Origin of the sequence: Nocardioides panacisoli (assembly GCF_039537325.1) — a bacterium.
In the GTDB taxonomy this organism is placed as follows: domain Bacteria; phylum Actinomycetota; class Actinomycetes; order Propionibacteriales; family Nocardioidaceae; genus Nocardioides; species Nocardioides panacisoli.
The window spans coordinates 107366-119588 of record NZ_BAABAH010000006.1 but is presented as its reverse complement, the minus strand read 5'-3'; the positions used below and the strand labels follow the sequence as shown (position 1 = coordinate 119588).

The 12223-nt window shown below is 73.5% G+C and carries 16 protein-coding genes; 11 read left to right on the top strand and 5 right to left on the bottom strand.

Annotated features, from left to right (window positions below):
• The first annotated feature begins 54 nt into the window (after positions 1-54).
• The 5 genes from aat (at position 55) to ABD709_RS10670 (ending at position 3128) form a co-directional block, all read left to right on the top strand.
• Positions 55-792, top strand: a complete 738-nt coding sequence (gene aat / locus ABD709_RS10690; protein ID WP_344775142.1) for a leucyl/phenylalanyl-tRNA--protein transferase — start codon at positions 55-57, stop codon at positions 790-792.
• A 76-nt stretch (positions 793-868) separates the two neighbouring features.
• Positions 869-1393, top strand: a complete 525-nt coding sequence (locus tag ABD709_RS10685) for a hypothetical protein (RefSeq protein ID WP_344775140.1) — start codon at positions 869-871, stop codon at positions 1391-1393.
• 153 nt (positions 1394-1546) lie between these two features.
• Positions 1547-2017: a hypothetical protein gene (locus ABD709_RS10680; RefSeq protein ID WP_344775138.1), complete on the top strand. Its 471-nt coding sequence runs from the start codon at positions 1547-1549 to the stop codon at positions 2015-2017.
• Between the two features lie 123 nt (positions 2018-2140).
• Complete coding sequence (locus ABD709_RS10675; RefSeq protein ID WP_344775136.1) at positions 2141-2593, top strand: hypothetical protein; 453 nt, start codon at positions 2141-2143, stop codon at positions 2591-2593.
• Positions 2594-2606: 13 nt separating this feature from the next.
• Positions 2607-3128, top strand: coding sequence for a hypothetical protein (locus ABD709_RS10670; protein ID WP_344775134.1), 522 nt, complete (start codon positions 2607-2609; stop codon positions 3126-3128).
• A gap of 3 nt (positions 3129-3131) precedes the next feature.
• Here the strand turns inward: ABD709_RS10670 and ABD709_RS10665 are convergent, their stop codons facing one another.
• Positions 3132-3464 (bottom strand): rhodanese-like domain-containing protein, encoded by a 333-nt coding sequence (locus tag ABD709_RS10665; protein ID WP_344775132.1) that lies wholly within the window; start codon positions 3462-3464, stop codon positions 3132-3134.
• 57 nt (positions 3465-3521) lie between these two features.
• Here ABD709_RS10665 and ABD709_RS10660 point away from each other — a divergent pair, with 57 nt between their 5' ends.
• A complete protein-coding gene (locus ABD709_RS10660; RefSeq protein ID WP_344775130.1) occupies positions 3522-4013 on the top strand; it encodes a DUF4396 domain-containing protein in 492 nt (163 codons plus the stop codon).
• 3 nt (positions 4014-4016) lie between these two features.
• On the opposite strand, the gene ABD709_RS10655 is transcribed toward ABD709_RS10660, so the two are convergent.
• Positions 4017-4907 carry an Fpg/Nei family DNA glycosylase gene (locus tag ABD709_RS10655; RefSeq protein WP_344775128.1) on the bottom strand — a complete coding sequence of 297 codons (891 nt, stop codon included), beginning with the start codon at positions 4905-4907 and terminating at the stop codon, positions 4017-4019.
• A gap of 82 nt (positions 4908-4989) precedes the next feature.
• Here ABD709_RS10655 and ABD709_RS10650 point away from each other — a divergent pair, with 82 nt between their 5' ends.
• From ABD709_RS10650 to ABD709_RS10640, 3 genes are all read left to right on the top strand, one after another.
• Positions 4990-6186 carry an ATP-binding protein gene (locus tag ABD709_RS10650; RefSeq protein WP_344775126.1) on the top strand — a complete coding sequence of 399 codons (1197 nt, stop codon included), beginning with the start codon at positions 4990-4992 and terminating at the stop codon, positions 6184-6186.
• A gap of 128 nt (positions 6187-6314) precedes the next feature.
• On the top strand, positions 6315-7967 hold the full coding sequence (locus tag ABD709_RS10645) for an ABC-F family ATP-binding cassette domain-containing protein (RefSeq protein WP_344775124.1): 1653 nt from the start codon (positions 6315-6317) through the stop codon (positions 7965-7967).
• 24 nt (positions 7968-7991) lie between these two features.
• Complete coding sequence (locus ABD709_RS10640) at positions 7992-8531, top strand: NUDIX domain-containing protein (RefSeq protein WP_344775122.1); 540 nt, start codon at positions 7992-7994, stop codon at positions 8529-8531.
• Here ABD709_RS10640 and ABD709_RS10635 read toward each other — a convergent pair.
• Positions 8528-9079 carry an RNA polymerase sigma factor gene (locus ABD709_RS10635; protein ID WP_344775120.1) on the bottom strand — a complete coding sequence of 184 codons (552 nt, stop codon included), beginning with the start codon at positions 9077-9079 and terminating at the stop codon, positions 8528-8530. The two genes, ABD709_RS10640 and ABD709_RS10635, sit on opposite strands and share 4 nt — an antisense overlap.
• Before the next feature lie 62 nt (positions 9080-9141).
• On the opposite strand from ABD709_RS10635, the gene ABD709_RS10630 reads away from it, so the two are divergent.
• Positions 9142-10227 carry a serine/threonine-protein kinase gene (locus ABD709_RS10630; RefSeq protein WP_344775118.1) on the top strand — a complete coding sequence of 362 codons (1086 nt, stop codon included), beginning with the start codon at positions 9142-9144 and terminating at the stop codon, positions 10225-10227.
• Here the strand turns inward: ABD709_RS10630 and ABD709_RS10625 are convergent.
• Positions 10208-10999: a putative protein N(5)-glutamine methyltransferase gene (locus ABD709_RS10625; protein ID WP_344775116.1), complete on the bottom strand. Its 792-nt coding sequence runs from the start codon at positions 10997-10999 to the stop codon at positions 10208-10210. The genes ABD709_RS10630 and ABD709_RS10625 overlap by 20 nt on opposite strands.
• 34 nt (positions 11000-11033) lie before the next feature.
• A complete protein-coding gene (locus ABD709_RS10620; RefSeq protein ID WP_344775114.1) occupies positions 11034-11258 on the bottom strand; it encodes a PspC domain-containing protein in 225 nt (74 codons plus the stop codon).
• Between the two features lie 160 nt (positions 11259-11418).
• Here ABD709_RS10620 and ABD709_RS10615 point away from each other — a divergent pair, with 160 nt between their 5' ends.
• On the top strand, positions 11419-12216 hold the full coding sequence (locus ABD709_RS10615) for a glycerophosphodiester phosphodiesterase (protein WP_344775112.1): 798 nt from the start codon (positions 11419-11421) through the stop codon (positions 12214-12216).
• Positions 12217-12223: the final 7 nt, after the last annotated feature.

Here is a 12223-nt window from a genome sequence, read left to right as displayed (position 1 = left end):
CCTGACAGGCAGGACGAAGCGGGTGCCGCACCCTGGATGCAGAGAGGAGGTCTGGTGAACCCGATCGAGCCGCCACCGACGCCGTGGCAGCTGCCCACCCGCGAGCAGCTGGCCGCGCTCGGTGACGACCAGGGCGACGACCTGGTGGCGCTCGGCGCGGACCTGGCGCCGGGCACGCTGCTCGCCGCCTACCGCACCGGCCTGTTCCCCATGCCGCACGGCCGCCGCAAAGGCGATTTCCGAGCGCCCCGGGTCGGCTGGTGGTGCCCGCGACAGCGCGGCGTGCTGCCCCTCGACGGGCTGCACGTCTCGCGATCGCTGCGCCGCTCGCTCCGGGACTTCGACGTCCGGGTGGACACGGCGTTCGCCGAGGTCGTCGACGGCTGCGCGGACCCGGGCCGCGAAGGCGGCTGGATCGACGGCCGGATCAAGGAGGCGTACGCCGACCTGCACCGCCTGGGGTGGGCGCACTCGATCGAGACGTGGCGTGAGGGCCGTCTCGTCGGCGGCCTCTACGGCGTGAGCGTCGGCGGGCTGTTCGCGGGCGAGTCGATGTTCCACCGCGAGCGGGACGCGTCGAAGGTGGCGCTGGTGCGGCTGGTCGAGCTGCTCCGCGACGACGCGGACCCCGACACCCGGCTGATCGACGTGCAGTGGTCGACCCCGCACCTCGCGAGCCTCGGCGTGGTCGAGATGCCGCGCTCGGCGTACCTCGCCCGGCTGCAGACGCTCGTCGACGGCCCGGCTCCCCGGGCGTTCACGGGGGAGCCGACCGACGATTGGGGTGGTTAGGAGCGCCGTGCTTGGGTGGGTCGCTCCGGGCCGGCCGCTGCGCCGCCCGCCTGCTCCCTTCCCGAAAGGAAACAGCATGACCCGCCTCCAGCGACCTGCTACCGCCCTCGGTGCGGCCGCCCTGCTCGCTCTCTCGCTGACCGCCTGCGGCGGCTCCGACGACGACAGCTCGTCCGGGAGCAGCGACAGCACCAGCGCGGCGAGCGACAGCACGGACGCCGGCGGCGACGTGGCGGACGCGCCGGCCGATGCCTCGAAGGACGACTTCTGCGGCGCCTGGAACGACGTCTTCGACGTGCTCGCGTCGACGACCACGCCCGACGAGACGGCCTTCGGGAAGTTCCAGGACGCCGTGGCGCACCTGGGCGAGGTCGGCACGCCGGCCGAGGTCAGCGCCGACCAGCGCAAGGGCTTCGAGGTGTTCGTCGACGCCATCGGCAACGCGTCCTACGCCGACGTGACCAAGTCCGACAGCGACAGCCTCCCGGGTGTGTCCGCGGACGAGGAGACCCAGGCCGAGCAGTTCGTCCAGTGGGCGGCGACCGAGGAGTGCGCCAGCGTTCCCTCCGGCGCTCCGACGGCGGTCCCCAGCCCCTCCTGAGGGAGGAACGTGGCGGCGCGTCGCGCGGATGTCCTTGCGGTGCATACTCCGCGGCCGCTTGGGTAGGAAGGCTCCGTCGACCGGTCCGGGCCGGTTCACGCGTTCGACACCGACCGCAGCACGCGTCGGTGCCATCCCGAAAGGAATCTGCCCATGACCAGCCTCAAGCGACCCGTCGTTGCCCTCGGGGCCGCGGCCCTGCTCGCGCTCTCGCTCACCGCCTGCGGTGGTGACGACAGCGGCGGCGGCTCCGACGACGCCCCCGCCAGCGCCTCGAAGGACGACTTCTGCAAGGCGTTCTCGGACGCCTTCACCCCCTTGGCGAACCTGTCGGGCGACCCGACGGAGGACCAGTTCAACGACTTCAAGGACGCGGTCTCCAAGCTCGGCGACGTCGGCACGCCCTCCGACATCAGCGACGACAACCGCAAGGGCTTCGAGGTCTTCATCGACGCCGTCCACGACGGCTCCTACGACGACTTCAAGAGCGAGAGCGACAGCCTGCCGGGCGTCAACGCCGACGACGAGGCGAAGGCCGAGGCGTTCTTCACGTGGGCCAGCACCGAGTGCGCGGCCGAGCTCGGCGTTCCCACCGACGTCCCCACGGACTCCGGCGCGTCCTGACCGACGCCTGATCCGCGAACCGGCCGGCTCCCCGAAACGGGGGGCCGGCCGGTTTCGTCCTGCGTCTAGGGTGGCGGCGGTCGGCCGGTGAGCGGTCGGCGGCTTGGGGGAAGGAAGCGCCGGATGACCTGGATGCACCGATCGTTCGCCGGGCTCGGCGCGGCGGTGCTGGTGGTGCTCTCGGCCACCGCGTGCGGGGGCGGCTCGGACCAGCCCACGGACGCCGCGACGACGAGCGCGGCCAGCGTCGCCGACTTCTGCTCGACCTGGGAGGACGCGCTGAACGGCCTCGCGGCGACCGGCGCCGGTGGACCCACCGACGAGCAGTGGGACGCGGTGCGCAGCGACCTGGAGAAGCTTGCCGGGATCGGTGCGCCGGACGAGCTGTCGGACCAGGCGGCGGCGGGGCTCGAGGTCTTCACCGACGCCCTGAGCGGTCTGAGCGCCGCGGACATGCGCCGGCTGCGCAGCGCCCAGAACCTCCCGGGCGTCACCGACGCCGACGAGGCCAGCGCGCGCACGTTCAACAGCGAGGCCGCCGCCCTGTGCAAGCCCGGGGAGGTCGGCACGAAGTGAGCGGTCGCCTGCGATGACCCCGCCTCGTGCTGCGCGCACCTCGGTCGCGACGGTCTGCGTGATCCTGGCGGTGTTCCTCACCGCCGGGTGCGGCGGCTCCGGCGGCTCCGGGGGCTCCGGGGGCTCCCGCGGCTCTGACGGCGCTCCGGCAGGGAGCTCGACCGGCAGCGGCGGTCCGGCCGCAGCGGTCGCCGCGTTCTGCGCGCCGTACGTCCGGATGCGGCAGGCACTCGAGGCCCTGGACTACAGCGGCGACGCCGACGCGATCGCCGCCGAGATGGGGCCGGTCATGCGGGCGTGGGCCGAGGCACTGCCGGGCCTGGAGCGTCCGCCCGGGATCGCCGAGGACGTCTGGGTGGGGCTGCGGCTGCTCGCGAAGCGGATCCTCCGTCTCCCGGCCCGCCCCACCCGCCGGCAGCTCGACGCGGTCGAGGGCGACCTGACCAAGGACGAGCAGCGGCTGATCACCGGAGCGAGCAACTGGTTCGCCGCGAACTGCGACCTGACGGCTACGGGCTCCGCTGCGGGTCGGTGACGGTCAGAGGACGTACGGCGACCCGCCGGTCTCGCTGACCATCGGTCGCCCGGCACCGTGCCAGTCGAGCATCCCGCCGTCGAGGTTCACGACGTCGTACCCCTGCTGAGCCAGGTAGGCCACGGCCTGCGCGGAGCGACCGCCCACCTTGCAGACCACCAGCGTCCGGGCATCGGGGAGGTCGCCGACCCGGCCGACGAGCTCGGAGAGCGGGATGTGCAGGGCGCCCTCGATGTGGCCGGCCTCCCACTCGGCGGGCTCGCGGACGTCGACGACGGCGAGCCCGTCGGGGAGCGGGTTCGGTACGCCGTCGACGGAGACGGTCGGGACGTGCATGGAGCTTCCTTCCGGTACGGGGAATATACCCCCATGGGGTATAAGTTGGTGACGGACATGGACGACTTGGAGCACGAGCACGCGCACGGCCACCAGAGCCACCAGGGCAAGGATGACACCCTTGCGATGGCGGTGGCCGCGACCCTGCACTGCCTGACCGGCTGCGCGATCGGCGAGATCGCGGGTCTGGTGATCGGCGCCGCCGCGGGTCTGGGCAACACCCCGACGGTGGCGATCTCGATCGCGCTGGCCTTCGTGTTCGGCTACGCGCTGTCCACGCTGCCGCTGCTGAAGGGCGGGCTCGGCCTTCCGACCGCTCTCGGGCTGGTGCTCGCCGCGGACACCCTCTCGATCCTCACGATGGAGGTCGTCGACAACCTGGTGGTGCTCGTCTACCCGGGCGCCATGACCGCCGGGCTGCTCGACCTCACGTTCTGGGTGAGCCTGCTGCTCTCGCTGGCCGTCGCGTTCGTCGCGGCCGTGCCGGTCAACTGGTACCTGCTGCGGCGCGGCAAGGGACACGCCCTGACGCACGGCCACCACGCGTAGCGGCTACTTCAGCAGCCTGGACATCCGCCGGTCGGCCAGCGGCTTGCCGCCGGTCTGGCAGGTGGGGCAGTACTGCAGGCTCGAGTCCGCGAAGGAGACCTCGCGCACGATGTCGCCGCACACCGGGCACTTCTCGCCGGTGCGGCCGTGGACGGCGAGGTTGGACTTCTTCTCGGCCTTGAGCTCGCTCGCGGCGAGCCCGCGCGAGCGCTCGACGGCGTCGCCGAGGGTCTGCTTCACCGCGACGAACAGCGTCTCCAGCTCCTCGTCGGTCAGGCTGTTCGAGGCCTTGAACGGGCTCATCCGTGCGGCGTGCAGGATCTCGTCGGAGTAGGCGTTGCCGATGCCCGCGATCGTCCCCTGGTGCCGCAGCACGCCCTTGATCTGCTTGCGGCCCTCCCGCTCGAGGATCGCGGCGAGCACGTCCCGGGTGAAGTCGTCGGTGAGCGGGTCCGGACCGAGCGACGCGACGCCGGGAACGTCCTGGGGGTCGCGGACGACGTACAGGGCGAGCGACTTCTTGGTCCCGGCCTCGGTGATGTCGAGCCCGGGACTGGGCGCGTCGGGCGCTGCGTCGCCGGAGTCGAGCACGATCCGCACGGCGAGGGTGGACTTGGTGCTCGGACGGGGCGGGATCGACGGCACCTCGTCCTTCCAGCGCACCCATCCCGCGCGGGCGAGGTGCAGCACCAGGTGCACGCCGCTCGCCTCGATGTCGAGGAACTTGCCGTGCCGCGACACCCCGTCGACGAGGGTGCCCTCGACCGCGCTGAGGGGCGGGTCGTAGGTCTTGAGCGCGCTGAACTGGGGCACGTGCACCTTGGTGATGGCGCGGCCGTCCAGCCGGCCCCTCAGGTCCAGGGCCAGCGCTTCGACCTCGGGCAGCTCGGGCACCCCCACAGCCTAGTAGCGCCGGTCGATCCGACACGCTAGCCGAATCTAGGGATCCGGCTAGAGGCCTCGATACGGTCCGATCGTGGACCCGATCCGGAACCCCTACGCGCCCGGTGCCGGCCAGCGGCCGCCCGAGCTCGCCGGCCGCGACGAGCAGCTGGCGGCGTTCGACGTGGTGCTCGAGCGGGTCCAACGCGGCCGCCCCGAGCGCAGCCTGGTGCTCACCGGGCTGCGGGGCGTGGGCAAGACGGTCCTGCTCAACGCGCTACGCAGCGCCGCGGTGCGCAAGGGATGGGGCACCGGCAAGCTCGAGGCACGGCCGGACCAGGGTCTGCGGCGCCCGCTCAGCGGTGCCCTGCACCAGGCGGTGCGCGAGCTCGGCCACCCGGAGGCCGAGCAGGCCGAGCACGTCCTGGGAGTCGTGCGGTCGTTCGTCGAGCGCGAGGCCGGCGCCGATGCCAAGCTGCGCGACCGCTGGAGCCCGGGGATCGACGCTGCCGTCGTCCGCGGTCGCGCCGACTCCGGCGACATCGAGATCGACCTGGTCGAGCTGCTCAGCGACGTCGGCGGGCTCGCGGCCGACACGGGCAAGGGTGTCGCGATCTTCCTCGACGAGATGCAGGACCTCGGCGCGGCCGACGTCTCCGCACTCTGCGCGGCCTGCCACGAGCTCAGCCAGACCGGGCTCCCCGTCATCGTGGTCGGCGCGGGCCTGCCGCACCTCCCGGCGGTGCTCTCGGCGAGCAAGTCCTACTCCGAGCGACTCTTCTCCTACCAACGGATCGACCGCCTCGGCCGCGAGGCCGCGGACCGGGCGCTGGTCGCGCCGGCGGCCGAGGAGGGGGCGGCGTACGACGACGAGGCCCTGGCCGCGATGTACGCCGCGACGGGCGGCTACCCCTACTTCATCCAGGCCTACGGCAAGAGCGTCTGGGACCTCGCCCCGCGCTCGCCGATCACCGCGGACGACGTCGCCGTCGCCGCCCCGGAGGCCGAGCGGGAGCTGGCGGTCGGGTTCTTCGGGTCGCGCTACGACCGCGCCACGCCGGGGGAGCGCGACTACCTCCGCGCGATGGCCGACGCTGCGGTGCAGCTCGGTGAGGACCCGGTCGGCGCCGTCGCCACGGCCGACGTGGCCGCGGTCCTCGGCAAGAAGCCGCAGTCGCTGTCCCCGGCGCGCGACGCGCTGCTGAAGAAGGGCCTCATCTACTCCGGCGAGCGCGGCCGGATCGCCTTCACGGTGCCGCACTTCGGGCGCTACCTCCGCACCCAGGCCTGACCGTTAACCGGTCGCGGCCGCCGGTGGGCCGCCTCTAGACTGGTCGCATCATGCTCATCGACGGCTGAACAGACTCGCGCCCGCGGCCCGTGCCCGGCGAGTCCCTCCCTCTCCGAGAGGCCTCCGTCGTGTCCGCAAGCTCTCCCACCTCCACCCTCCAGCCCGTCGTCGTCCGCGACCTCTCGGTCTCCTACGGGGCCCGCGTCGTCCTCGACGGCATCGACGTGATCGCTCAGCCCGGCCGGCGGATCGGCCTGGTCGGCGAGAACGGCGTCGGGAAGTCGACGCTGCTCCGGGCGGTCGCCGGGACGCTCCCGCGGTCGGCGGCGGTCGCCGGTGAGGTCGCGCGGCCCGACGACCTGGTGCTGCTCACGCAGGAGCCGCCGTTCGCCGACGCCGACACCGTCGCCGACGTCCTCGCGAGCACGCTGCGCCCGCTGCGCGCCGCGGTCGCCGCGGTCGAGCGGCTGGCGGACCGCCTCGACGACCCCTCCTCCGAGGCGGCGTACTCCCGTGCGCTCGAGTTCGCCCTGGACCACGACGCGTGGGACGCCGACCGTCGGGCGCTGACGTCGGCCGAGCAGCTCGGCCTCGGCGGCCTCGCCCCCGACCGCGCGGTCGGGACCCTGTCCGGCGGCCAGCGCACCCGGCTCGCGATCGCGACGATGATGACCCGGCGCCCGCTCGCGCTGCTGCTCGACGAGCCGACCAACCACCTCGACGACGATGCCGTCGCCGTGCTGACGGGGTTCCTGAAGGACCTGCCCGGCGTGGTGCTCTTCGCCAGCCACGACCGGGTCTTCCTCGACGACGCGGCGACCGACCTGGTCGACCTCGACCCGTCGGCGTTCGGCACCGACGGCAGTGGCGGCCGCCGGTTCGGTGGGGGCTGGTCGGCGTACGAGCAGGCCCGGCGCGACGCGCGGCGGCGCTGGGAGGACGCCTGGGCCGCGCAGCAGGAGGAGCTGGACCGGCTGCGCGCGGCGACCCGGATCGGGACCGGTGCGATCGCTCCGGGGCGTGGGCCCACGGACAACGACAAGTTCATCCACCACTTCAAGGGCCAGAACGTCGATCGCACGCTCGCCCGGCGCAAGCGCGACGCCGAGCGGCGTCTCGAGGAGGCCGAGCGGACGCAGGTGCCGAAGCCACCGGCGCCGCTGCGGCTCGCCACCGACCTCACCGCCGGGACGGCTCCGGGCGGCCGGATGGTGGTGGCCCGCGGGCTGGTCGTCACGGACCGGCTCGACCTCCCGCGGCTCGACGTCGCCGGAGGCGAGCACCTGCTGGTCACCGGCCCCAACGGGGCGGGCAAGTCCACGCTGCTCGGAGTGCTGTCCGGCCGGATCGCCCCGACCAGCGGGACGGTCGACGTGACCGCGCGCCGGGTGGCCGAGCTGACCCAGGACCCGGACTTCCCGGACCCGGCCCGCCCGGCGGCGACCGTCTACCGCGACCAGGTGGGGGAGGCGCTCGCCGAGACCCGGCCGCTGCACACGCTGGGGTTGCTGCACCCCCGCGACCGCGCCCGGCCGGTCGGTGCCCTCTCCGTCGGCCAGCGCCGCCGGCTGGCGCTCGCCGTCGCGGTCGCCACCGCGCCCGACCTGCTGCTGCTCGACGAGCCGACGAACCACATCTCCCTCGCGCTGGTCGGCGAGCTCGAGGAGGCGATCGACGCCAGCCCCGGGACGGTCGTCCTCGCCTCCCACGACCGATGGTTGCGCCGGCGGTGGAGCGGCCGCGAGCTCGGACTGTCGGCCAGCCGGTCCGCCTGGGAGTAGTCGGAGGCCGGGCACAATCGCCGCATGGAGATCCTCGACACCACGAAGGCCTACGCCAACCCGTGGTTCTCGGTCCGCGAGGACACCCTCCGCCGCCGGGACGGGTCGACCGGCGGATACGCCGTCGTGGAGAGCCCCGACGTCGCCTTGATCGTGCCGGTCGACGACGGCCGGCTGCACCTGGTCGAGCAGTACCGGCACCCGGTCGGCGCCCGCCGGTGGGAGTTCCCCGCTGGCACCCAGGATGCCGGAGACGACGCCGACCCGCAGGCGCTGGCCGCCCGAGAGCTGCGCGAGGAGACGGGCCTGTCCGCCGGGCGGCTGGAGCTGCTCGGCACGCTCGACTCCTCGCCGGGGACGCTGACCCAGCGCTGTGCGGTGTTCCTGGCGACCGACCTCACCCCCGGGGAGCCGGAACGCGAGCCCGAGGAGCAGGACATGGTGTCGTCCTGGTTCACCCGGGCCGAGGTGGAGCGGATGATCCGGACGGGCCGGATCGTCGACTCGAAGTCGCTGGCTGCCCTCACACTGTTGATGCTCCGCGAAGGGGCGGCTGGGGACTAGTCGTGCACGCGCAGCAGCGGCCGGACCGCCTGCCGCGCGTGGTGGATCCGCGACTTGATGGTGCCGAGCGGCATGTCGAGGAGCCGCGCGATCTCGTTGTAGTCGAGCTCCTGCACGTCGCGCAGCACCAGCGGCTCGACCAGCTCCGGTGATGAGGCGCCGAGGACCTCGAGCGCCTCGAGCAGGTCCAGCCGGCTGCCCGCGATCACGCTCGTCGTACGCGGGTCGGCGTTGACGGGAAGCTCGTCGACCGAGCGCTCGGCGGCGCGCCGCTTCAGGGTGCGGTACGTCGTCCGGGCGCTGTTCGACGCGACCGCGTGCAGCCAGGTCGTGAACTTGCTGCGCCCGGCGAACGACCCGATCTTCGTGGCGACCAGCAGCAGCGCGTCCTGGGCCGCCTCCTCGGCGTCCTCGGGGTAGAGCAGCATCCGCCCGCAGATCCGCCGTACCCGCGGCTGGATGGCGGCGAGCAGGTCCTCGAGCGCGTCACGGTCCCCGTTCGCGGCGCGCATCGCCAGCTCGTCGAGGTCGACCTCGGCTTCGTACATGTGCCTGAACCCCTCGGGCGCGGGCCCGTTCACGGGCCTCCGTGTGAGGCAGAATACGGCGCGTGTCACTCCCGGAGCGCCTCGGACGCCTGCGCCGGCTCGACCGGATCGGGGTCGGCGGCTTCGCAACGGTGTGGCTCTACCGCGACGACGAGCTCGACTCGCTCGTCGCCGTCAAGGCGCTCGCGGACAACTGGGCCGTCCGCCACGACATCCGCGAGCGGTTCCTGGAGGAGGCCCGGATCCTCCGCCGAGCCGACTCCGACCACGTGGTTCGGGTCTACGACATCGGCGAGGCGGACGGCACGCCGTACTTCGTCATGTCCTACGCCGACCGGGGCTCGCTCGCCATGCTGCTGGAGCCGGGACGGCCGCTGCCGCCCGAGCAGGTCGCCGACCTCATCACCCAGGCCGGCGACGGTGTCTCGGTGCTGCACCGCAACGGGGTGATCCACCGCGACATCAAGCCGCAGAACCTGCTGCTGCGCTCCACGCCGGAGGGCGGCACCCGCGTCCTGGTCGCCGACCTCGGCGTCGCGAAGGCGGTGCTGCACGCCAGCGGTCTGACCCAGGTGGTCGGCACGCCGGCCTACATGGCGCCGGAGCAGGCCACCGGCCTCGGGATCGACAAGCGCGCCGACGTGCACGCGCTCGCGGCGGTCGCCTACGTGCTGCTCACCGGGCGCCTGGTGCGCGAGAGCGGTCTCGCCGGCGCGGTCGGCTGGTCGCTCCCGCCGGCCCCCTCCCGGCTGGTGCGGGTCGCGCCGGAGTGGGACGACGCCCTGCTGAAGGCGCTCGAGCCCGAGCCGGACCGCCGCTGGGCCAGCATCGAGGAGCTCGTGGCCGCCGTACGCCGCGCCGGGGCCCGGCCCGCCCCGCCGCCCGCCCCCAGCACGGTCGTGGCCGCTCCGCAGGCGCGACCGGTCGGGCCTCCGACCGGCCGGCCGGTCCCGGCGGCGGCGGACCCGCCCACCGAGCAGATGCCGGCCGGGCCGGTCGCCGACCGGCACACACTGGTCTCACCGCAACCGGTGCCGGACGTCCAGGCTGCCCCGCGACGCAGCCTCGTCCTGCCGGTGCTGCTCTTCGTCATCGTGCTGCTCGCGGCCTTCGGCGGGTCCTACCTGCTCACGACCCAGCTGCGCTGAGCAGCCTCCCGGCGATCGTGTGCGCCCCGCGCTCGTCGTCCTCGTGGTGCTCGACGGAGTCGAAGCCCGCCTCGCCGAACGCCTCGACGAGCGCCGGCACCTGGTCCCGTCCCGCCTCGACCACGAGGTGGCCGCCGGGACGCAGGAGGTACGGCGATCGCGCGACCACCCGGCGGAGCACCGCCAGCCCGTCCGCGCCTCCGTCGACGGTCACGCGCGGCTCGTGGTCGCGGGACTCGGCGGGCATGTCGCGGATCCGTCCGGTCGGGACGTACGGGGCGTTCGCGACCACCACGGCGACCCGACCGCGGAGGGAGTCCGGCAGCGGCGCGTCGAGGTCGCCGACGTACGCCCTGCCTCCGAGCGGCTCCAGGTTGCGCCGCGCCCACGCGACCGCGGGCGGCTCGACGTCGACGGCGTGCACCTCGACGCCGGGGACCCTGGCGGCGACTGCGGCACCGAGGGCGCCGGCGCCGCAGCACAGGTCGACGACGACGTCGCCCTTGCCCAGGAGCGTGGTCGCGACGTCCACCACCAGTGCGGTGCGCTGCCGGGGCACGAAGACCCCGGGCCCGACCAGGACCCGGGTGCCGGCGAAGTCGACCCAGCCGAGCAGTTGCTCCAACGGCTCGCCGGCCGCACGCCGGGCGACGAGGTCCTCGAGGACCGCCGGGTCGTCGGTCGCGTCCAGGAGCAGCGCCGCTTCCTCCTCGGCGAACACGCAGCCAGCGGCGCGCAGCCGCGCCGCGAGGGCTTCTTCCGGGGAGGTCACCCGCAGAGGCTAGGCGGAGCCGGGCACGGAGTGGCTAGGCCTGGGGCATCAGCAGCCAGCCGACCAGGTAGAGCAGGATCCCGCTGCCGAAGCCGAAGACGACGGCGGCGACGAGGAGGATCCGGACGAGGGTGGTGTCGAGGCCGGTGTAGGCGGCGACGCCGCTGCAGACGCCGGCGATCATCTTGTCGTCGGTGCGGCGCACGAGTCGCTTGGGCGAGCCGTAGGAGCCGGGCTCGGGGGAGTGGTAGTTGCTCATGCATCGAGTCTCGCTCGATCCCGGCACCGTCCACATCGGGGGCCGTCCCTGGTCGCCCCCGGAGTCGATCCGCGGTGCGACCCTGAGACGTGGCTGTGGATCACACGACATCTCGCGGAACGAGCGCGCATCGCATGGCAAATCCCGTCACAATCGAGGCATGCGACCGCAGGTCGTCGCCCACCGCGGCGCGAGCCACGAGATGGCGGAGCACACCCTCGGCGCCTATGTCGAGGCGCTCGACGAGGGCGCCGGCGCCCTCGAGTGCGACGTCCGGCTGACGGCCGACGGGCACCTGGTCTGCGTGCACGACAGCACGCTGCGCCGTACGGCGTCGACGCGCGGCCGGGTCTCCACGATGGAGCTCGCCGAGCTCGCCGAGCTCGACTTCGCCGCGTGGAAGAACCCCTGGTCCGACCTCGACGACGAGGCGCCCGACCGCGACGAGACGCTCGACGGCGTGCTCACGCTCCGCAAGCTGCTGGAGACCGTCGCGGACTACGACCGCCGGGTCGAGGTCGCGATCGAGACCAAGCACCCGACGCGCTACGGCGGCCTGGTCGAGAAGCGACTGGTCGAGATGCTCCGCGACTTCGGCTGGGAGACCGAGCAGTCCCCGGTCCGGGTGATGAGCTTCTCGTTCACCGCCCTGCAGCGCGTCGAGCGGCTCGCGCACGGCGTACGGCTGGTCCAGCTGCTCGACCGCGGCTCCACCTGGCCGATGGTCCGGCGGGTGATCGGCAAGGACTGGATCGTCGGGCCGGGCATCCGGCTGCTGCGGGACTGGCCGGGCCTGGCGGACAGCATCACCAAGAGCGGCCGCGACATCCACGTGTGGACGGTCAACACCGAGGAGGACCTGGACCGCTGCCTGGCGGCGGGCGTGAAGGCCGTCATCAGCGACCGCCCGGCCTACATCCTCGACCTGCTCGACCAGCGGGATCGGGCCGCCCAGTAGGTTCGGC